Origin of the sequence: Mycobacterium hippophais (assembly GCF_027529605.1) — a bacterium.
GTDB lineage: Bacteria > Actinomycetota > Actinomycetes > Mycobacteriales > Mycobacteriaceae > Mycobacterium > Mycobacterium arseniciresistens.
This window is the reverse complement of the sequence record NZ_JAPZPY010000003.1, coordinates 339,228-359,321: the sequence shown is the minus strand read 5'-3', so window position 1 is coordinate 359,321 and position 20,094 is coordinate 339,228. Positions and strand designations below refer to the sequence as shown.

Annotated in this window: 22 protein-coding genes; 7 read left to right on the top strand and 15 right to left on the bottom strand. The window is 71.2% G+C overall.

The genetic code is table 11. The annotated features are described in order from the left end of the window. Position 1: 1 nt before the first annotated feature. Positions 2-826, bottom strand: a complete 825-nt coding sequence (locus O6P37_RS10290) for an alpha/beta fold hydrolase (protein WP_269893955.1) — start codon at positions 824-826, stop codon at positions 2-4. Positions 827-868: 42 nt separating this feature from the next. On the opposite strand from O6P37_RS10290, the gene O6P37_RS10285 reads away from it, so the two are divergent. Then, entirely contained in the window at positions 869-1,186 is a 318-nt protein-coding gene (locus tag O6P37_RS10285) for a hypothetical protein (protein ID WP_269893954.1), read from the top strand. Here the strand turns inward: O6P37_RS10285 and O6P37_RS10280 are convergent, their stop codons facing one another. After that, positions 1,187-1,723, bottom strand: a complete 537-nt coding sequence (locus O6P37_RS10280) for a nucleotidyltransferase family protein (RefSeq protein ID WP_269893953.1) — start codon at positions 1,721-1,723, stop codon at positions 1,187-1,189. A gap of 33 nt (positions 1,724-1,756) precedes the next feature. Here O6P37_RS10280 and uraD point away from each other — a divergent pair, with 33 nt between their 5' ends. From uraD to O6P37_RS10260, 4 genes are all read left to right on the top strand, one after another. Next, the gene (gene uraD, locus O6P37_RS10275; protein WP_408633140.1) at positions 1,757-2,263 is read left to right on the top strand and encodes a 2-oxo-4-hydroxy-4-carboxy-5-ureidoimidazoline decarboxylase; all 507 of its coding nucleotides are present in this window, start codon (positions 1,757-1,759) and stop codon (positions 2,261-2,263) included. 4 nt (positions 2,264-2,267) lie between these two features. Beyond that, positions 2,268-2,588 carry a hydroxyisourate hydrolase gene (gene uraH / locus O6P37_RS10270; protein WP_269893952.1) on the top strand — a complete coding sequence of 107 codons (321 nt, stop codon included), beginning with the start codon at positions 2,268-2,270 and terminating at the stop codon, positions 2,586-2,588. A gap of 3 nt (positions 2,589-2,591) precedes the next feature. Beyond that, complete coding sequence (gene pucL / locus O6P37_RS10265) at positions 2,592-3,506, top strand: factor-independent urate hydroxylase (protein ID WP_269893951.1); 915 nt, start codon at positions 2,592-2,594, stop codon at positions 3,504-3,506. A 220-nt stretch (positions 3,507-3,726) separates the two neighbouring features. Continuing rightward, entirely contained in the window at positions 3,727-4,182 is a 456-nt protein-coding gene (locus O6P37_RS10260; RefSeq protein ID WP_269893950.1) for an STAS domain-containing protein, read from the top strand. On the opposite strand, the gene O6P37_RS10255 is transcribed toward O6P37_RS10260, so the two are convergent. Together O6P37_RS10255 and O6P37_RS10250 are read right to left on the bottom strand one after the other, a co-directional pair. Beyond that, positions 4,153-4,878 carry an RNA polymerase sigma factor SigF gene (locus tag O6P37_RS10255; RefSeq protein WP_276009836.1) on the bottom strand — a complete coding sequence of 242 codons (726 nt, stop codon included), beginning with the start codon at positions 4,876-4,878 and terminating at the stop codon, positions 4,153-4,155. The two genes, O6P37_RS10260 and O6P37_RS10255, sit on opposite strands and share 30 nt — an antisense overlap. 62 nt (positions 4,879-4,940) lie before the next feature. Beyond that, the gene (locus O6P37_RS10250; RefSeq protein WP_269894164.1) at positions 4,941-5,378 is read right to left on the bottom strand and encodes an ATP-binding protein; all 438 of its coding nucleotides are present in this window, start codon (positions 5,376-5,378) and stop codon (positions 4,941-4,943) included. A gap of 239 nt (positions 5,379-5,617) precedes the next feature. Here O6P37_RS10250 and O6P37_RS10245 point away from each other — a divergent pair, with 239 nt between their 5' ends. After that, positions 5,618-6,637, top strand: coding sequence for a DNA topoisomerase IB (locus O6P37_RS10245; protein ID WP_269893949.1), 1,020 nt, complete (start codon positions 5,618-5,620; stop codon positions 6,635-6,637). On the opposite strand, the gene O6P37_RS10240 is transcribed toward O6P37_RS10245, so the two are convergent. The 9 genes from O6P37_RS10240 to O6P37_RS10200 are packed head-to-tail and all read right to left on the bottom strand — an operon-like array spanning position 6,631 to position 16,719. Next, positions 6,631-7,929 carry a UDP-glucose dehydrogenase family protein gene (locus O6P37_RS10240; protein ID WP_269893948.1) on the bottom strand — a complete coding sequence of 433 codons (1,299 nt, stop codon included), beginning with the start codon at positions 7,927-7,929 and terminating at the stop codon, positions 6,631-6,633. The two genes, O6P37_RS10245 and O6P37_RS10240, sit on opposite strands and share 7 nt — an antisense overlap. Continuing rightward, complete coding sequence (locus O6P37_RS10235) at positions 7,926-8,909, bottom strand: glycosyltransferase family 9 protein (protein ID WP_269893947.1); 984 nt, start codon at positions 8,907-8,909, stop codon at positions 7,926-7,928. The genes O6P37_RS10240 and O6P37_RS10235 overlap by 4 nt, the downstream gene beginning before the upstream one ends. Continuing rightward, on the bottom strand, positions 8,900-9,589 hold the full coding sequence (locus O6P37_RS10230) for an SDR family oxidoreductase (RefSeq protein ID WP_269893946.1): 690 nt from the start codon (positions 9,587-9,589) through the stop codon (positions 8,900-8,902). Before O6P37_RS10230 ends, O6P37_RS10235 begins: the two co-directional genes overlap by 10 nt. A gap of 18 nt (positions 9,590-9,607) precedes the next feature. Further along, positions 9,608-10,996, bottom strand: coding sequence for a D-glycero-beta-D-manno-heptose 1-phosphate adenylyltransferase (gene rfaE2, locus O6P37_RS10225; protein ID WP_269893945.1), 1,389 nt, complete (start codon positions 10,994-10,996; stop codon positions 9,608-9,610). Continuing rightward, a complete protein-coding gene (locus tag O6P37_RS10220) occupies positions 10,989-11,558 on the bottom strand; it encodes a D-sedoheptulose-7-phosphate isomerase (protein ID WP_269893944.1) in 570 nt (189 codons plus the stop codon). Before O6P37_RS10220 ends, rfaE2 begins: the two co-directional genes overlap by 8 nt. Beyond that, a complete protein-coding gene (locus O6P37_RS10215; RefSeq protein WP_269893943.1) occupies positions 11,555-12,571 on the bottom strand; it encodes a glycosyltransferase family 9 protein in 1,017 nt (338 codons plus the stop codon). Before O6P37_RS10215 ends, O6P37_RS10220 begins: the two co-directional genes overlap by 4 nt. After that, positions 12,568-14,064 carry an HAD-IIIA family hydrolase gene (locus O6P37_RS10210; protein ID WP_269893942.1) on the bottom strand — a complete coding sequence of 499 codons (1,497 nt, stop codon included), beginning with the start codon at positions 14,062-14,064 and terminating at the stop codon, positions 12,568-12,570. Before O6P37_RS10210 ends, O6P37_RS10215 begins: the two co-directional genes overlap by 4 nt. Next, a complete protein-coding gene (locus O6P37_RS10205) occupies positions 14,061-15,716 on the bottom strand; it encodes a carbamoyltransferase family protein (protein WP_269893941.1) in 1,656 nt (551 codons plus the stop codon). Before O6P37_RS10205 ends, O6P37_RS10210 begins: the two co-directional genes overlap by 4 nt. 10 nt (positions 15,717-15,726) lie before the next feature. Next, a complete protein-coding gene (locus O6P37_RS10200) occupies positions 15,727-16,719 on the bottom strand; it encodes an NAD-dependent epimerase/dehydratase family protein (protein WP_269894163.1) in 993 nt (330 codons plus the stop codon). 73 nt (positions 16,720-16,792) lie between these two features. On the opposite strand from O6P37_RS10200, the gene O6P37_RS10195 reads away from it, so the two are divergent. Then, positions 16,793-17,689: a glycosyltransferase family 2 protein gene (locus tag O6P37_RS10195; RefSeq protein ID WP_269893940.1), complete on the top strand. Its 897-nt coding sequence runs from the start codon at positions 16,793-16,795 to the stop codon at positions 17,687-17,689. A 5-nt stretch (positions 17,690-17,694) separates the two neighbouring features. On the opposite strand, the gene O6P37_RS10190 is transcribed toward O6P37_RS10195, so the two are convergent. Together O6P37_RS10190 and O6P37_RS10185 are read right to left on the bottom strand one after the other, a co-directional pair. Then, on the bottom strand, positions 17,695-18,927 hold the full coding sequence (locus tag O6P37_RS10190; protein WP_269893939.1) for a glycosyltransferase: 1,233 nt from the start codon (positions 18,925-18,927) through the stop codon (positions 17,695-17,697). Between the two features lie 20 nt (positions 18,928-18,947). Further along, positions 18,948-19,913 carry a glycosyltransferase gene (locus O6P37_RS10185; protein WP_269893938.1) on the bottom strand — a complete coding sequence of 322 codons (966 nt, stop codon included), beginning with the start codon at positions 19,911-19,913 and terminating at the stop codon, positions 18,948-18,950. Positions 19,914-20,094 lie beyond the last annotated feature (181 nt).

Sequence of the window (20,094 nt, the reverse complement as noted above, 5' to 3'; positions counted from 1 at the left end):
GTCAGGACCGGATGAACTCCAGCAGGTCGGCATTGATGGTGTCGGCCTGCGTGGTGGGCATGCCGTGCGGGAAGCCCTCATAGGTCTTCAGCGTCGCGTTGGCCAGCAGTTCCGCTGAGCGCGGCCCGGAGTTCTCGTACGGCACGATCTGGTCGTCGTCGCCGTGCATCACGAGCACCGGCAGCTGGATCTTCTTCAGGTCCTCGGTGAAATCCGTCTGCGAGAACGCCACGATCCCGTCGTAGTGGGCCTTCGCGCCGCCCATCATCCCCTGCCGCCACCAGTTGGCGATGATCGCCTCACTCGGCTCCACCCCGTCCCGGTTGAACCCGTAGAACGGGCCCGACGGCAGCGCGCGGTAGAACTCCGAGCGGTTGGCCGCGAGCTGGGCCTGCAGGCCGTCGAAGACGTCCTTGGGCAGGCCGCCCGGGTTGGCGTCGGTCTTCACCATCAGCGGCGGGACGGCGCTGATCAGCACGGCCTTCGCCGCGCGGTCCTCGCCGTGACGGGCCAGGTAGTGCACCACCTCTCCCCCGCCCGTCGAATGACCGACGTGCACGGCGTCGCGCAGGTCGAGGTGATCGACGACGGCCTTCAGGTCGTCGGCGTAGTGGTCCATGTCGTGGCCGTCGCCGGTCTGCGTCGAGCGGCCGTGGCCGCGACGGTCGTGGGCGACGACGCGGTAGCCCTGCGCGAGGAAGAACAGCAGCTGGGTGTCCCAGTCGTCCGAAGACAGCGGCCACCCGTGACTGAACACGATGGGCTGGCCCGACCCCCAGTCCTTGAAGTGGATGTCGACACCGTCGTTGCTCGTGATGAAAGGCATCGGCTCATGCTACGCAGCGGACGCGAACGTTACAGTGCGCGGATGGAACCGATCGAGATCAACGCCGGCAGTTGGTATCTGCGCGCTCTGCGGGCCGACGATCGCATCGACGACCGGCCCTCGCTGACGGAGCTGGGCGAGACCGACCAGGACTACGTCGCACGCGCCGCGGCCGATTGGGCCGCCGACGTCCGCTACACGTGGGCGGTGGCCGAGCCCACCACCGGCGAACTGCTCGCCGAGGTCGCGCTGACGCCGGGCACCGGGTCCGTCTCGCAGCGTGCCCGGCCGGGCCATGCCGAGGCGGCCAGGAGCGCGGCCGACGCCGTGCGCCGCTTCGCCGCCTCGCTGGGCGGCTAGTCAGCGCTCGTCGATGTCGAGGCCGGTGGCCAGGTCGACGCACTCCACCGTCACCACGTCGGCGCGCGAGCGCAGGAACGGGCCGGCTCCGCGATCGCCGACGAGACTCTGCTGCAGCTGCGGCCAGTGTCGCCGGTGCACCACCACGGGGTGACCCGGGCGGCCGTCGTACACCGCGCGCGCCAGGCCCGACCGCGACCCAAGTGCGGCGGACAGCACCCGCCGCACCACGTCGGCGCCGACGTCGGGGGTGTCGACGGTGTGCAGCACCGCCAGATCCGCCGGCCCGATCGCCGCGATACCCGCCCGCACCGACGCGCTCATGCCGTCCGCCCAGTCGGAGGCGGTAACGGCCCGCGCGGGCCGCGGCACCTCCACGAGCGCCGCACCCAGCACCACCACCACGTCGCCGCATCCGCCTTCAGCCAGTGCGGTCACGGCCTTCTGCAGCCATTCGCCCTGCGCGGCAATGACTTTCGGCATCCCGTAGCGGGTGCCGGCTCCGGCGGCCAGCACCACACCCGCGGCATTCGGCATGCGAATAGTGTGAACCTGGCCGATCCTGGAACGGTGGCACCCCCGCCGAGCGCCGGGCTGGCCGAGTTCAACGGTCTGCCCGGACCACAACGCGTGCGACTGCTTACCGGCGTCTGCGCGTCCGCGGTGTGGGCGGAGCGGGTGGCCGCTGGTGCGCCGTACTCCGACGTGGACGCGCTGCTCGACGGCGCCGACCTGGTGCTGGCCGAGCTGCCCGAGGCCGAGATCGACGCGGCGCTGGCCGGGCATCCCCGCATCGGCGGCCGGGCGGACAACGCCGCGTCGGCGCGCGAGCAGGCCGGCGTGCTGGCCGCGGGTGACGACGTGCGCGCGGAGCTCGCCGCGAAGAACCAGGCATACGAACGCCGGTTCGGGCATGTGTACCTCGTGTGTGCGAGCGGCCGGTCGGCCGAGGACCTCGTGGCGGTGCTCACCGACCGGTTGACCAACGACGCGGCCACGGAGCGGCGGGTGCTGCGCAAGGAGTTGGCCGAGATCAACCGGCTGAGGCTTCGGCGGCTCGTCGGCGTGCAAAGGTGAGCCCATGAGCCTGTCCACCCACGTCCTCGATGCGACCACCGGCAGGCCCGCGACAGGCGTGCCGGTCACCCTCACCGACGCCGGCGGCGCAGTGCTCGCGTCGCAGACCACCGACGACGACGGCCGCATCGCCGGCCTCGCCGATCGCCTCGAGGCGGGGATCTACCGGTTGCGCTTCGACACCGCAACGTATTTCGCGGCCGCACAGGTGACCGGCTTCTACCCCGAGATCGTGGTGGCCTTCGAGGTCACCGACGCCGCGGCCAGGTACCACGTGCCGGTGCTGCTGTCCCCCTACGCCTATTCGACCTATCGAGGGAGTTGAGCCGTGTCCGGCATCATCCTGGGCGACAACCAGTACGGCAAGGCCGAGAACCGGGTCGTGCGCATCTACCGCGACACTCCGCGCCACGAGATCCACGACGTCAGCGTCTCGACCTGCCTGCGGGGGGATTTCAGCGCCGCACATCTGATCGGCGACCAGTCCGATGTGCTGCCGACCGACACCCAGAAGCAGACCGTCTACGCGTTCGCCAAGGAGAGAGGCATCACCTCGATCGAGGACTACGGTCTGGACCTGGCGCGCCACTTCGTGGCCGAGATCGCCCCGGTCACGGGTGCCCGGATCGAGATCGAGCAGTACGCATGGCGGCGGGTGGCGGTCGACGGCCGCGAGCACGACCACACCTGGGTGCGCGCCGGCGAGGAGGTGCGCACGGCCGCGATCACGGTCTCCGGCGACGGCGACCGGGCCGGCGAGTGGGTGATCGGCGGCCTCAAGGACCTCGTCCTGCTCAAATCGACGGGGTCGGAGTTCGCGGGGTTCCTCACCGACCCGTACACCGTGCTGGAGCCCACCCACGACCGCGTGATGGCCACCTCGCTGGTCGCGCAGTGGCGGTTCGCGGGGACGGTCGGGATCGACTGGGACGCCGTCTATGCCGGCGTGAAGACCCACCTGCTGACCCAGTTCGCCACCGTTCGGTCGCTGGCGCTGCAGCAGACGCTCTACGAGATGGGCCGTGCGGTTCTCGAACACCATCCCGAGATCGTCGAAGTGCGCATGTCCGCCCCCAACAAGCACCATTTCGCCTACGACCTGTCGCCGTTCGGCCTCACCAACGACAACGAGGTGTTCCACGCCGACGACCGGCCCTACGGGTTGATCCAGGCCACGGTGACCCGTGCCGACGCGCCGCCCGCCGGGCCCGCCTGGGATCCGCAGCGCGGCTGGCTGAGCTGAACCGCCGAGCTGCTGAGACATCGCTGGGCATTCGGTGAATCGATTGTCCAAGGCGCGAGTACCGGCGTAGGGTCAGACCAGGTTGAGTTCAACAGCCAGCTGGATACGTCATCGGCGCGGCCGAACCCTCGACCGTGACGCTGAAGGCTTTGAGGACGCAGGGCCTGATCAAGTGACGTGACACAGCGCGAACCGCGCACACCCATCCACGGGAGTCACAATGTCATCATCACTTTCTTCTTCGTCGTCACCCACGTCGCCGCCGGATGCGGACCGGGCGGACGAGCACACCAGTCACGGCGCCACCTTCGGCACCCGGTGGCCGGAGCCCAACTGCGTCCTGATCACCGCCCGCGGTGACCTCGACGCCGCGAACTCGAACGACTTCGTCGACTGGGCACTGCGGCACTCCGACCGGGCCTCGCGGCTGGTGCTGGACCTGTCGGGTGTCGAGTTCTTCGGCACCGCAGCATTTTCGGCGCTCCACACGTTCAACGTGCGGTGCGCGGGCGCCCGCGCCGATTGGCTGATGGTGCCCGGACCTGCCGTGCTGCGCCTGCTGCGGATCTGCGACCCGGACGCGATGTTCCCACTGTGCGCCGACGTCGACTCCGCGCTGGCCTGGATGCGGGGCGAAACGCCCCGGCTACTGCAGTTGGTCGCGGAGCCGCGTTAGCGACTTCGCGAGCAGCCGCGACACGTGCATTTGTGAGATGCCGACCCGTTCGGCGATCTGAGTCTGGGTGAGCGACTCGAAGAACCGCAGCAGCAGCACGGTGCGTTCGCGCTCCGGCAGCGCGGCCAGCAGCGGCCGCAGCGCCTCACGGTTCTCGATCTGATCGAGACCCAGGTCCACGTCGCCGAGCGTGTCGGCGATCGCCGGTGCATCCTCGTTGCCGCTGTTGCCGCCGCTGTCGATGGACAGGGTGTTGTAGGAACTGCCCGCGACGAGACCCTCGACCACTTCGTCGCGGTCCATCCCGAGTTCCTCGGCCAGTTCGGACGCGGTCGGCGCGCGGCCAAGCCGCTGGGACAGCTCCGCGGTGGCGGCGCCGAGCCGCAGATGCAGTTCCTTGAGCCGCCGGGGCACCTTCACCGACCAGCTGTTGTCGCGGAAGTGCCTGCGCACCTCGCCCATGATGGTCGGCACGGCGAACGACACGAAGTCCGATCCGGCGTCGACGTCGAACCGGATGACCGCGTTCACCAGGCCCACCCGGGCCACCTGGACCAGGTCGTCGCGCGGCTCGCCACGGCCGTCGAACCGGCGGGCGATGTGGTCGGCGAGTGGCAGGCATCGTTCCACGATGCGGTCGCGATGCCGCTGGAACTGCGCGGAACCCTCCGGCAGCCCCTGGAGTTCGCGGAACATCGCTGCCACATCCGCGTATTCAGAGTTCGATCGAGACGACGAACCCTTCGACGAGGATCGAGTCACCGCAGTGAGCTCGCTCTCCTCGTGGTCATCGAGATTCCGAAGATCTGTCCCTCCGCCGGTCCCTGACCGTTCCGCTGGAAGGTCTGCACGTCGTCGGTCAACGAGCTGAGCACGTGCCAGCTGAAACTGCCCTGGGCGAGCACGTCGGTGGTCTGACACGTGGTGGAGGCGTCGACGACGACCTCGGTGTCGCGCGGGTGGACGGCGACCACCAGCGTCGAGTCGGGCACCGCGGAACGGATCAGCCGGGTACACGCCTCGTCGACCGCGAGGCGCAGGTCGGCGACGGCGTCGAAGTCGAGGTCCTCGAACGTGCCGACCGCGGCGACCAGGGTGCGCAGCACGGCCAGATTCTCCAGCTTGGCGGCCACCCGCAGTTCGACCGACCGGTCGGCGCTGAGGTGCCCGTCGTCTGGAATCTCCGAATCCACCATCTGACCTCCCGGCAACATCGAAGCGAGACTACCCCAGGACGAATCCCAGCTAACCACCGGCGGCCCGGGATCCCGCGAAAACACACGTGTGACCGGTGATTCGACCGGGTAACTGCAACGCATGCCAGCCGCCGTCCGGGACTTGCGATGACACCGACACTCTGTGCGCCGTCCCTGTCCTCACCATGGTCCACGTCCAGTACCCCGGCGTCGGCCGGCGCCAAACACAGGAACCCCACATGCGTCTTCGCCGCAGCGTAGTCACCGGACCCGGACTGCGCCGGGTCCGCCGGGGCAAGGGCTTCTCCTACACCGACAACGAGGGCCGGCCGATCACCGACAAGAAGACGCTCGAACGCATCAACGACCTCGTCATCCCGCCGGCGTGGAAGAAGGTGTGGATCTCACCGCACGCGAACGGCCACATCCAGGCGCTCGGGGTCGACGTGGCGGGGCGCAAGCAGTACCTCTACCACCAGCAGTGGCAGGAGGAGCGCAACGAGGAGAAGTTCGACCGGGTGCTGGAGATGTCCAAGGGGCTGCCGGACATGCGCCGCCAGATCGCGGCCGACCTGCGGGGCCGCGGCCTGGAGCGCGACCGGGTGCTGGCGCTGGCGCTGCACCTGCTCGACCTCGGGTACTTCCGCGCCGGTGGTGAGCAGTACGCCTTGGAGAACAACTCATTCGGGATCGCCACCCTGCTGTGCGAGCACGTCACCGTGCAACGGGACGCGGTCGCGTTCGACTTCCCCGCCAAGAGCGGAGTGCGCCGGACGCGGGTGATCGACGACCCCGAGGTGGTGCGTTCGGTGCGCGCTCTGATGCGCAGGCCGGAGCGCACCGATCGGCTGCTGGTGTGCCGGAACTCCGCCGGCTGGCGCGACATCCACGCCGATGACCTCAACGCCCGGTTCAAGGAACTGGTCGGCGCCGAGTTCAGCGTGAAGGACCTACGGACCTGGCACGGCACCGTGCTGGCGGCGGCGGCCTTCGTCGACGCCGACCCACCCGTCAACGAGAAGGTGATCAAACGGGTGGAATCGGCGGTGATGAAGGAGGTTTCGGAGGAACTGGGCAACACCCCTGCCGTGGCGCGGGCGTCCTACGTCGACCCGCGGGTGCTGAAGGCCTACGAGGGCGGCACCACCATCGCGCCCGCCGTGCGGCGCGCCGACCGCACCCGCCGAGCCGACGAGAAGCAGGCCATCATCGAGCGCGCGACCGCGAAGATGATCCGCAAGGTCGCCAGAAGTCAGTAGCCCGACGGTGTTCCGTTGCCGAGGTGGATCAGGCCGGCCTCGGTCGGGCCTGCGGGGTCGAGCAGATTGCGGGTGTCGACGACGACGGCCCCGGGCGCCTGCTCGGCGATCCGCGCCCAGTCCAGCTCGCAGAACTCCGGCCACTCGGTGAGCACGACGATCGCGTCGGCGTCCTTCGCCGCCAGGTACGGGTCGTCCACGCCCACCACCGAGGCACGGCGCAGCGCGGTCTGGTCGAGGCTCGCCAGCCGCGGGTCATAGCCGCACACCTGAGCGCCCCGCCGGCTCAACTGCGCGCACACGGTCAGGGCCGGCGAGTCGCGGACGTCGCTGGTGCCCGCCTTGAACGTCAGTCCGAGCGCTGTCACCCGGGCGGCCGCCAACGGCACGCCCATCGCACGGGTCAGCGCGGCGGCGAGCTGATCGGCATGCGCGGCGTTGGTCTCGCACGCCGACGCCACCTCCCGCAGCTCGACATTGCGCAGACGTCCGGTGTGCAGCAGTGCCGCGGTGTCCTTGGGCAGGCACGAACCGCCCCAACCGGGTCCGGGACGCAGGAAGTGCTGCCCGATCCGCACGTCGGCGCCCATGCAGCGGGTGACGTCGCCGATGTCGGCGCCCACCTCCGGACACAACCGGGCCAGCGAGTTGATGTAGGAGATCTTCACCGCCAGGAACGCGTTGCTGGCGTACTTGGCCAGCTCCGCGCTCTCCGGGGTCATCCGCAGCACGGGCCCCGAGCCGCGCCCGTACACCTGCTCCAACAGGTTGGCGGCGTCGGCGTCGTCGGCGCCGACCACGATCCGGTCGGGGTTGCGGAAGTCGTAGACGGCGTGACTCTCCCGCAGGAACTCGGGATTGGACACCGCGCGGATGCCGGTGCCTGCGAGCCGTTGCGCAGCGCGCCGGGTGGTGCCGACCGGCACCGTCGACTTCATCGCCAGCACCGCGCCAGGGCGCAGCACCTCGGCGAGCGAGTCGACCGCCGCGTCGACCGCGCTCAGGTCCGCCGATCCGTCCGGCCGGCTCGGTGTGGGCACACAGACGAAGACGACATCGCGGTCGGCCAGATCGGAGTAGTCGGCGCTGAACCGCAACCGGCCCGCGGCCAGCCCCTGCTCGAGCAGTTCCGGCAGGCCGGGTTCATCGAGCAGGGCCACCCCCCGTGACAGTTCCCGCACCCGCACCGCGTCGACGTCGACGCACACCGTGTCGTGCCGTTCGGCCAGGCAGACGGCAGTGGTCAGGCCGACGTAGCCGGCGCCGACCACGCCGGTGCGAGGCGCCGTCATGCGCGTACCTCGAGCAGCGAGCCGACAGCGTCGAGCACCTGCGCCGCGGTCAGCCGCAACAGCCCGGAATGCGGTTCGCGGGCGTGTGGGTCGCCGGTCTCCCCGGCCCACAGCGCGATGTGCGGCCCGCCGCCCAGCCCTTCCCGTCGCTCCGCTCGCCCCGGACGTGGACCCCAGCGGTCCGGCGGGGTCGGCCCGAACAGCAGCACCGAGGGCGCACCGGTGGCCGTCGCGATGTGCCCCACGCCGGTGTCGTTGCAGATGAGCAGTCGGCAGTCGTTGATCAGCGCGACCATGCCCAACAGGCCCAGTGTTCCCGCCAGCACCGATGTGTCGGGCAGGCCGGCCTGCCGCGCCACCGACCGGGCCAGGTCCAGCTCGTTGCAGTCGCCGGTGACCACCACCTCATGGCCGGCGTCGCGCAGCGCCGCCGCCACCGCGGCGAACCGCTCGGCGGGCCAGCGCCTCGCCGCCGACGCGGCGCCGGGGTGGATGACCACCACGCCGGAGCGGTCCGGATAGCCGTGTGGCCGGGCGATACGCAGATCGTCTGCGTCGCAGGGTATTCCGGCCCACTGCAGCAGCCCACACCAGCGGTCGACCTCGTGTTGGTCGGCACGCCAAGGCGGGCCCTGCAGCCCGTCGAAGACCTCGTGCCGGTGTGTGAGCAGGGTGCGGGGCCGCATCGCCAGCAGATCGTCGATGCTCTGCGGTCCACTGCCGTGCAGGTTCACCGCCAGCGCAGGTGGGGTGCGCCAAGGATGCAACCGGCCGAGACCCGGCGTCGGCTCGACGGAGTTGACCGCCCCCGACAGCTTGGCCAGACCGCAGAACCGTTCGGGGGTGGCGAGCACGATGTGGGCGTCGGGGTAGGCCCGGCGCAGCCCGCGCAGTGCCGGGATGCCGGTGAGCAGATCGCCGAGTCCCAGCGCGCGCAGGACCAGGATGGTGTCCCCCGCGGCCGGGGCCGTCACGGCCATGAGGATTCCGTCGACGCGGCGACCACCAGCTCCCTGATCTCGCAGCCCTGCGGCTGTGACAGCGCGAAGACCACCGTCTCGGCCACGTGTTCGGGCCGGTTGAGCTTGGCGTCCGCGGGCGGCTTGTACTGGTCGTCGCGGTCGTCGAAGAACGCGGTGTGCATGCCGCCGGGGATCAACGTGGTGACGCCCACCTCGCCGGCGAGTTCGGCGGCCAGCGCCCGGCTGAACCCGATCACCCCGAATTTCGACGCGCAGTAGGCGGTGGCGTCGCTGACGGCCTTGATGCCCAGCGTCGAGGCGCAGGTGACGATCCGGCCGCCGCTGGCCCGCAGGTACGGCAAGGCGGACCGGACCACCGCGGCGGTCCCGAGCAGGTTCACGTGCACGACGCGTTCCCAGTCCTTGGCCGAGACGTCGCCGAGCTTGCCGCACTTGTCGGTGCCCCCGGCGGTGAACACGCCGTCGATCCGGCCGTTCACCGAGTCGGCCAGGCTGCGCACGGCGGCGTCCACCGCCTCGGTGTCCGCGAGATCGGCGTGGGCGAACGCGACGTCGCCCGACGGGGTGTTGATGTCGATCACCAGCGGTGTGCCGCCATGGCGCACAACGGCTTCCACGGTCGCCGCGCCGAGGCCGGAAGCGCCTCCGGTGATGATGATGTTGCCGAGTCCGCTCATGTTCAAAAATTCCTCTGCTCAGGATCGCGCCGCGGCGATCAGGTTGGACGATGAGTAGCCGGCGACGGTGGGCAGCAGCACCACCTCACCGCCGTGCCTGCGGACGACGCCGGCCTCCGGAAGGTCGTTCTCGGTGTAGTCGCCGCCCTTGACCCACACGTCCGGCCGGAGCCGCTCCAGGGCCTGCTCGGGTGAGTGCTCGTCGAAGATCACCACGGCGTCGACACAGGCCAGCGCCGCCAGCACCCGGGCCCGGTCCTGCTCGGCCATCACCGGGCGGCGCGGGCCCTTCAGTTCCCGCACCGACGAGTCCGAGTTGAGCAGCACCACCAGCGCGTCCCCGAGTTGGCGGGCCTGGTGCAGCAGCCGGATGTGGCCGGTGTGCAGCAGGTCGAAGCATCCGCCGGTGGCGACCAGCGTGCCGCCGCGGCGGCGGAGCCTGTCACGCACCTCGTCGAGGTCACCGGTCAGTGCGTTCGAATGGCCGGTGCCGGTGTGGTTCCCACCGACGGGCGCCGCGCTGGACACTCCGACCGCGCCGCCGGTGGAGACGAACCTGCTGGCCGCCTCGACCGCGGCGGCGACGGCGGCGGGCACGTCGTCACCGGCGCCGAGTGCGACGGTGGCAGCGATCGCGAACCGGTCGCCGGCGCCGCAGGTGTCGCGGCGGCCGGTGGTCGCTCCCGATGCGGCGGGCACCGGGACGTGCATGCTGCCCGACTCGGTGGCCAGCACCGCGCCGCCCGCGCCGAGGGTGACGCAGACCGCTCCGGCCCGCCACCGCTGCCGCAGCCGCTCCGCGGAGTGCGCATCACTGTCGCCGCGTTCGGAGAACCGTTCCGCCTCGGCCTGATTGGGGGTGACCAGCCAGCAGCCGTGCGTCGGTGCCGCGCCGCGAGGATGCGGATCCCACACCACCGGGGTCCGTTCGGCGACGCGCGTCAGCACCTCCCGCATTCCGGTGTGGGCGGTGACCCCGCGGCCGTAGTCGGCGACGCAGATCGACCGGGCGCTCTCGAGAATCTCGGCGACCTCGGCAGGCAGATCACCGCCGGCCGCGGCGCCGTCGCCGTGGTCGAGGCGAAGCATCGACTGGCCGCCGGCCCGGATCCTGGTCTTGCACACGGTGCTTCCCGTCATGGGTAGTGCCACCACCCGCACGCCGGCCGCGTCGAGCAGACCGGTGAGTGCGCGCCCGTCGGCGTCGTCGGCGACCGGCGTCACCAACACCACGTCGCGATCTACCCGGGCCGCCAGCACCGCGGCCAGACCGGCGCCGCCGGGGCGGTGCCACACCCGCTCGGCGTCGACCACCGGCACCGGCGCCTCCGGGCTGAGTCTGGTGGCGCTGCCCTCGATGTCGACGTCGAGCATCGAATCGCCCACGATCACCACCGGTTCAGCCACGGTCGCTCCCCAGGAGTTCGGCGTCCAGCGCGATGCACAGTCCGTGCACGAGCATCAGGTGGATCTCCTGGACGGTGGCGGTGGTACCGGCCTCGACGCAGATCGCGTCGTCGCACATGGCGGCGAGCGGGTTGGGCGCCGGGCCGGCGAGCGCCCAGGTGGTGAGCCCGTTCTCGTGGGCGGCCTTGACGGCGGCGAGGACGTTGGGGCTGGTGCCGCTGGTCGACAACGCCACCAGGACGTCGCCTGGCCTGCCGTGGGCCCGCACGCCGCGGGCGAACATCTCGTCGATGCCGTAGTCGTTGACGATCGCGGTGAGCGCGGAGGTGTCGGCATGCAACGAGATGGCGGACAACGGGATCCGCTCGTCTTTGAAGCGGCCGACGATCTCGGCGGTGAGGTGCTGCGCCTCCGCGGCGCTGCCACCGTTGCCGCACGCCAGCAACCGGCCGCCGGAGGTCAGCACCCCCGCCAGATGGCGCCCCCATGCGGTGACCCGGGGCGCCTCGACCCCGATGCGGTCGACGGCCTCGGCGAGCGCGGAGATGTGGGTCTCGATCACGACGTACCTCCCAATCTGTCGACGGCGGCCAGCAGCTCGGCATCGGTGATGCCGTCCAGGCACGGGTGGCCGGGCACAGGACACGACCTGGCTCGGGTCAGCCGGCATGGGGCCTGCTGATCGCCGAGACGAATGACATTGCGGCCGTATGGGCTCCACTGCGACGCGGGCACCACGGGCGCGAACAACGAGACCACCGGCGCGCCGACGGCGGCGGCCAGGTGGGCGGGCCCGGTGTTGGGGGTGACCACCACCGACGCCCGCGAGTACACCGCGCCGAGGGTGGCCAGTGTGGTGCGCCCACCGAGGTCGAGTGCGCCCTCGACGGCCACCGCCGCGGTCAGTTCCCGCTCGGCCGGGTCACCGGTGACCACGACGCGGTGACCGGCGGCCCGCAGCGCCGCCACCATGCCCGCGCTGCGTTCGGCCGAGGGCCGGCGCGCAGGCACCGCCGCGCCGGGATGGAACACCACGAACGGTCCATCGCCGGCGATCGGCGCGAGGTCGTCGGGCAGCGCCGTCTCCCGGACGCGAAGGGCGCCGTCGTCCCCCGCCGGCAGCTCGCATCCGCCGGCGCGGGCCAGGGAGAGCGCCCGTTCGGGTTCGGGGATGCCGTCGGGCACGTGGTGCCGCAGGTCGAGCAGCGTCCCCGGATAGTCCTCGCAGATCGCGCCGATCCACGGCACCGCCGCCATCCGGCAGATCAGCGCCAGCGGCAGCGGCGACTGGTGGAACGACGTGAAGACGAATACCCGGTCGGGGCGGATGTCCCGCAGCTGCTTGACCAGCGATTCGACGTGGTCGGACGTCAGGCCCGGCGAGTCGAAGTCGACCCACGGCGCCTGCCACTCGACGATCTCGTCCAGGCCGGGCAGCAGTTCGGCGGCGGCCCGTCCACGCGGACCGCAGAGCATCGTCACCGCGTCGTGGCCCGCGGCGATGGCGCGCACCGCGGGGCCGGTGATCAGCACGTCACCGGCGCTGTCCAGCCTCGCCACCACCGCGGTGCTCATCGGCAGTCCCGCAGGACGAGGTCGACCGCGTCGACGAGGCTTGGCGCCACCCGGGCCCGCGCCCGGGCCTCGTCGACCTCGTGGGGCAGGGTGCGCTGCGTCGGCACCAGCACGGCGTCGGCATCGGCGGACAGCGCCGCCGCCACGTCACCGCCGGTGTCACCGATCATCACGCACCGCGCGGGGTCCACACCGAGCGCCGCGGCGGCCGCCCGCACCATGCCGGGCGCCGGCTTGCGGCACCCGCACCCGTCGTCGGCGTCGTGCACACAGACCTGCCAGGTGTGGAACGGCCCGAGTTCGGCGTCCACCTTGGCGTTGACGGCGTCCAGCTGCTCCCTGCTGATCAATCCCTTGGCCACCCCGGACTGATTGGTGACGACTCCGAGCAGTAGCCCCTTGTCCCGCAACCGTTCCAGCGCGGCCACCGAACCGGGCATGGGCCGCACACCGTCCGGATCGTTGAGGTACGGGCCGTCCACGATGATCGTGTCGTCGCGGTCCAGCAGCACCGCCAGCGGCGGATCGCGGCGCGCGGTGCGGAACGTCCACTCCCCGCGCAGCCGGTGGGCGACGGCGACCGGCGGAATCAGCGCGCTGGTCAGAGTCATTCGGCCGGCCTCGGCAATGCTGTGCGGTCCGGCCCAGAACCGGCGGAGTGCGAACTCGGCCGTCAGCGCCGCCCACGCGGCGCCGGCCCAGCGCGCCGCGCGCCACCGGCCGCCGAGCAGCGCGCCGACCGCACAGGCCAGTGCGGCCGTCGTCGCGCTGTGCAGCGGAAGCCGTCCGCGGCCCTCCCCCACGGCTGCTCGCCAATCCCGGCCGTGCTTGCGGCGCATCAGAGCGTTGTCCCGGTTGCCGATCTGCGCCCGCACGCTGCTCATCAGGGTGGCCTTCGCCACCGGGTGGGTGGAGCGCCTTCTGCCCTGGATGATTTCGCCACCGCGCTGGGTGATGCGCAGCGCCAGATCCGAGTCCTCGCGGTAGGCGCGCGGGAAGCGGTCGTCGAACCCGCCGGCGTCGACGAGGGCTGACCGCAGGTAGGCCATGTCGGCGGTGATCCACCGGGCGTCCGCCAGCCGCTGCGTGCGCTTCTCGTCGTCGGTGGCGCGCCGGCCCGGCGTCACAGGAACCTCGATGACGGCCTGCGAGCCCGCCGCACCCTCGGCGTCCGCGGTGGCCAGGTCCTCGGCGAGGTGCTCGAACCAGTCGGCGTGCGGCAGCACGTCGTCGTCGACGAAGCAGATCCAGCGCGCCCTGGTGCCGCGCCACCCCGCGTTGCGGGCGGCCGCGGGACCGCGACCGCCGCTGCGCAGCATCGTGACCGGCAGTGCGGTGTCGAACTGCAGCGCCGGGTGCGGGTCCGGCCGGTCGTCGACCACCACGATCTCGGCGGGTTTCACACCGTCCTGCCCGTCGAGCTCGGCCAGCAACCGGTGCACCGACGGCCGGCCGATCGTCGGGATCACGATGGCGAAGTCGTCGCTTCTCACCGCGGTCTCCGCACCATGAACGGCCCGATGGCCAGCACGTCGATCGGCGAGCTGCCGAAGCACTCCAGCGCGTCGCGCGGGCTGTCGACCATCGGCCGGCCCGCGGTGTTGAAGCTGGTGTTGACCACCACCGGCACGCCGGTGCGTTCGGCGAACCGGCTGATGGTCGCGTGCAACACCGGCTGATCGCGATCGACGGTCTGGATGCGGGCGGTGCCGTCGACGTGCGTGACGGCCGGAATCCGGTCACGCCACTGCTCGGCGACGTCGTGGACGAACAGCATGTACGGGCTGGGAATCGGCCCGCCCGAGAAGATCTCGGCCGCGCGCTCGGCGAGCACCATCGGTGCCACCGGCCGGAACTGCTCGCGGCCCTTGACGTTGTTGAGCCGTTCCAGGTTGTCGATGCGGCGCGGGTCGGCCAGCAGCGAACGTGAACCGAGCGCCCGCGGCCCGAACTCCGAACGGCCCTGGAACCAGCCGATCAACAGGTCGTCGGCCAGGGCGTCACCCACGGCCGCGGCGAAATCGGCGGGCCGCTCGAACGGCACCGCCGCCTCGCGCAGCACGGCCTCGATCTCGTCGTCGGACCAGCCGCGGCCCAGCGCGGCCGACGGCATCGGCGCGATCGGCTCGCCTGCCTCCCCGGCCAGTGACAGCGCCGCACCCAGTGCAGTGCCCGCGTCGCCCGCGGCAGGCTGCACCCAGACGTTGCGGAAACCGCTGCGCTGGTGGATCTTCGAGTTCGCCACGCAGTTCAGGGCAACGCCGCCTGCGAGGCAGAGACTGTCGCTGTCGGTATGGGCCCGTAGCCAGCCGGTCAGCTCGAGCAAGACCTCCTCCACGACGGTCTGCACGCTGCAGGCCAGGTCGGCGTGCTCGGGCTCGGGCCGGGCCAGCGCGTGTCCCTTGCCCGCGCCCGCCCGGCGTCGCGGGGTGAACGAGTCCCAGTCGACGGGTTCGGTGCGGAACCCACCGTCACCGGTGGCGTAGACCAGTTCCCGGAACCGGTCGGCGAAGCGTGGCGTGCCGTAGGACGCCATGGCCATCACCTTGTACTCGTCGCTGGACCGGGTGAAGCCGAGGTGCTCGGTGAGCTCCTCGTAGAACAGGCCGAGCGAATGTGGCAGCGCCTGGGTGGCCAGCACGTCGATCTTCTGGTCGCGGTAGCTGCCCGCCAGCATCGACGTCCGCTCCCCCCGCCCGTCGACCACCAGTACCGCGCAGTCCGGATGCGGCGACGCCAGCGCGCTCGACGCGGCGTGCGCGACGTGATGGCGCACGTAGCGCACGATCCCCGGATCGAGGCCGGGCAGTGCGCTCTGCAGGAAGCGCGGCGCCCGCTCGGCGTAGAGGGTGCGCAGATACTCCCAGTCGCGGTCCAGACCGGCGAGATCGGTGGTGGTCTCGTCCATCAGGCGCGGGTCGTAGGAGTATCCGACGGCGTCGAGGTCCGCCGGGGTGAGGCCGGCCTGCTGCAGGCACCAGCGCGCCGACTGCACGGGCAGTTCCCAGGTCGAGAACGGCACTGCCTGCTTGCCGTGCTTGCGCCGGGAGAACCGCTCCTCCTCGGCGGCCGCGACGATCTGTCCGTCCACGACGAGCGCGGCTGCGGGGTCGTGGAACACCGCGTTGATTCCAAGGATACGCACGCGAGTTCCCCTAGGTTCTCGAACCGGATTGCAGGACAACGGATCCGTCGACGGCATGATCGGCCTGGCGGCGGAACCACTCGATGGTGCGGGCCAGACCGTCGCGGTAGCCGACCTCCGGCTGCCAGCCCAGCACGTCCCGGGCCGCGCTGATGTCCGGGCAGCGGCGCTGCGGGTCGTCCTCGACGGCGGGCAGGAAGTGGATCTGCGACTCGTCAGCGGCGAGGTCGCGGATCAGTTCGGCGATGTGCAGCACCGACAGTTCATGGGAATTGCCGATGTTGAACGGGCCGGCGTGGTCCGAGCGGGCCAGCGCGATCAGTCCGGCCACGGTGTCGTCCACGTAGCACAGCGAGCGGGTCTGTGCGCCGCTGCCGGTGACGGTGATCGGTTCGCCGGCCAGCGCCTGACGGCAGAACGTGGGCACCATCCTGCCGTCGTCCGGACGCATCCGCGGTCCGTAGGTGTTGAAGATGCGTGCCACCCCGACATCGGATCCGCGTTCCCGGTGGTAGGCGAACGTGAGCGCCTCGGCGTACCGCTTCGCCTCGTCGTACACGCTGCGTGGCCCGATGGGGTTGACGTTCCCCCAATAGCTTTCGACCTGTGGGTGTTCCAACGGGTCGCCGTAGACCTCGCTGGTCGATGCGAGCACCAGCCGGGCGCCGCACCGCTCCGCGAGGTCGAGCGCGTTCGCCGTGCCCGTCGCGCCGGTGCGCAACGTGTGCACGGGCAGCCGCAGGTAGTCGGCGGGCGATGCCGGGGAGGCGAGGTGGAACACCGTGTCGACGTCAGGATCCACCGCGGTCAGCGGCTGGTTGATGTCCGCGCGGACGAACCGGTAGCCGGGCCGGTCCCGGAACAACTTCTCCGCGTCGCGCGCGCTGGTCGACAGGTCGTCGACGCAGATCACCTCGGTTCCCTCGGACAGCAGGCGCTCACAGAGATGGCCGCCGACGAACCCCACTCCCCCGAGCACCACCACCTTCTTCAGTTCACGCATCATGCGCAGTTACCCCCGGTTTGATCTTGCAAACTCCGTTTGCTCCCCGCCGCACCGGGTAGCTCCACAGGCCATGGGACGTCCGCGGACACAGAGTGATTCGTCGCGCATCACGTTCGTGATCGCCAGCCGCAACCGCGCCGCGGAACTCGCGGATGTGGTGCAGCGGCTGCTCGACACCACCGACTGCCCGATCGTCGTGGTGGACAACGCCTCCGAGGACGACTCGGTGGCGACGGTGCGCCGGGTCGGTGCCCGCTCGGCAGGCCGGCTGCGAGTGCTCGAACTCGACACCAACGCCGGAGCCGTCGGCCGCAACGCGGGAGTGGCCGCCAGCCGCACCCCGTACGTCGCCTTCTGCGACGACGACTCGTGGTGGCAGCCCGAGGCGCCCGCGGTGGGCGCCGAGCTGTTCGACGCGCATCCCAGCGTCGGCCTGCTCGCCGCCAGGACGATCGTGCTGCCGCGCGACACCGAGGACGACTTCTGCCGTCAGCTGGCCGACTCGCCGCTGGGCCGGCGCGCCGAGCTGCCCGGCCCGTCGATCCTGGGCTTCATGAGTTGCGCGGCGATGGTGCGCAAGACCGCGTTCGAGGCCGCGGGCGGATTCAGCGAGATCCTGCACTTCCGCGGCGAGGAACAACTGGTGGCCGTCGACATGGCCGCGCTCGGCTGGGAGCTGTGCTATTGCCCGCAGCTGGTCGCGGTGCACCAGCCGTCCCAGGTGCGGCCCACCACGGCCGCGCAGGACGCCCGGGTGATGCGCAACGCCGTGCTGACCACCTGGCTGCGCCGGCCGCCGCGGCACTGCGTCAGCGCCACCGGCACCCTGCTCGCCGGCGCGATGCGCGGGCCCGACCATGTGAAGGCCGCCGGTGAGGCGCTGCGCCGGTTGCCCGCGGTGCTGCAGCGTCGCCGGCCGCTGCCCGACCACGTCGAGGAGGCGCTGGCGGTCCTGGAAGGCGGCTGACACAGTCATCCGGACGACATGCTCGAGGTGGTCGGAACGGGGACCGGCATCGCAGGCGCCGGGACGAGCCGGTCGTAGATGCGCGCGGTGTCGCCGGCGATGCGGTCCCACGAGTAGCGCGCCCTGGCCCGGTCGCGGCCTGCCGCGCCGAAACTCTGCCGCAGGAAGTCGTCGTGCAGAAGGTGGTTGACCGCGTCGGCCACCTCGCCGGGCCGCTTGGGCTGCACCAGCCGGCCGGTGACGTCGTGGACGATCGTGTCGAGCATGCCGCCCACCGCCGAGGCCACCACCGGGATCCCGCATGCCATCGCCTCGAGCGGCACAATGCCGAACGGCTCGTACCACGGTGTGCACGCCACCACGTCGGCCGACCGCAGCAGGGCGGGCATGTCCTCGCGTGCCACCGCACCGTGGAAGTGCACCCGGTCGGCGACCCCGAGCTCGACGGCGAGCGCACGCAGTCGACGCGCCTCGGGGTCGGCGTCGAGGCCCGACACGTCCGGACCGCCGACGATCACGAGTTCGGTGTCCGCGATCGCCGGCAGCGCGCGCACCACCACGTCGAAACCCTTGCGCGGCACGAACCTGCCGACGCTGACGATGCGGTGTCTGGCGCCCTTCTCGGCGCGCGGGCCCTCCGGGGTGAACAGGTCGAGATCGACGCCGCAGGGCACCACCGAGATGCGGGACCGCGCCCGGCCCAGCCGCATCAATTCGAACACCTCGTCGGTACAGGTCGCGGCGACCCAGGTGGCGGTACGCGCCACCATCGCCTCGAGCTTGAGCCGATCCTCCGGACTGGTGTCCTGGACACCCTGGTGCCTGCGCTTGACCACCCCGAGCGCGTGGAAGGTCTGCACGGCGGGCAGGTCGAGGTGGCGGGCGGCGAGCTGGGTCGCGATGCCGGACATCCAGAAGTGGGCGTGCGCGACATCGGGCCGATCGACCGACCACTGCTCGTCGAGGTACTGCGCGAACGGGCCCATGTGGGCCAGCAGCTCGTCCTTGGGCAGCCGCTCCGGCGGACCGGCGGGTACGTGCACGACGGTGTAGCCCTGCGGCGTCTCGACCCGCTCCGGCAGGTGCGGATCGTCGCGACGGGTGTACACCGTCACCTCGTGACCGCGGCGGCACAGCGCCGCCGACAACGCCGCGACGTGCACGTTCTGACCACCGGCATCCACGCCGCCGAGCGCGGCCAGCGGGCTGGCATGTTCGGAAACCATCGCGATTCTCATCGCAGGGTCCTCCCTTGAAATCATCCGCAGACCTCGTCGACCAGGGCATCCCAGTCGGCGAGGAAGCGATCGAGCGCGAAGTGCGCCGCCGCAAAATCACGGGCCGCCTTACCCGCGGCGGTGGCCGCGGGCAGATCGGTGACGAAACCCTCCAACGCGTACGCCAGCGTCTTGACGTCCGCACTGACCACTCCCGCCTCGGCAGGCACCACCAGGGGCGCCATCGTCGAGGCCACCGCGACCACCGGCATGCCGAGATACATCGCCTCCACCAGCGACAGCCCCAGCGACGTCCAGCGGGCCGTGTGCACGTAGACCCGCCGGCGCGCGACCTCGCGCAGGAGTTTCGCGGTGGGCACGTCGCCGAGGCCGCGGACACCGGGCCACTGCTTGTCGTCCAGCGCGCCGGTGTCGATGCCCCAGACGTCGACGGGCGCATGCCGGCCCAGTTCGGGCAGCAGATCGGCACCCACCGTGCGCCACCGCCGCAGCGGTTCGTTGATCATCGTCGCCGCGGCCGGGACCTCCCCGGTGTACAGCGCGCCGGGATCGGCGATGCCGTGGTCGATGACCCGCGTGGGCGCGCGGCCGCTGTCCCACATCAGCCGATTGAAGTCGGTGACGTGGACGACGGGGATGTCGGAGCGGTCGGCCATCGGGTGCACGCTGTCCACCGCCGACGGGCGTGGCGCGTTGTGCTCGACGTACACCGCGGGTACGTCGACGCCCGGCTCACGGCCCAGCCACCGCGCCGCGAGGTCCAGCTCCTCCGGCCGCTGCAGGATCACCAGGTCGACGTCGCGGTCACGCAGCTGGTCGAGCGGAACTTCCTGCGCACGCGGCCAATTGCGACCCAGTAGGCCCTTGCCGTTGGCGTCCTTCGCGGGGCTGACGGGTATCAGGTAGCGGTGCGGCCCGGCCACCAGCGACTGCGTCCACGATCCGTGTACGTGCCAGACGAGCAGCACGCGCGCACGGTCGGTCATGCGGCGACGGTTATCCGAGCCCAGAGGGCCATAAACGTCGAACGTTAGAGATTTCGCGAAGCGACCGGAGACCGTTCGCAAAGTGGATTTCATCGGCGCGACTGGCCGTTTCGACCGGCCGGAGACGGATACCCGGTGGGCGCGGCCATGCATGCCGAGAAGCGAGGAGACGAGGCACGTG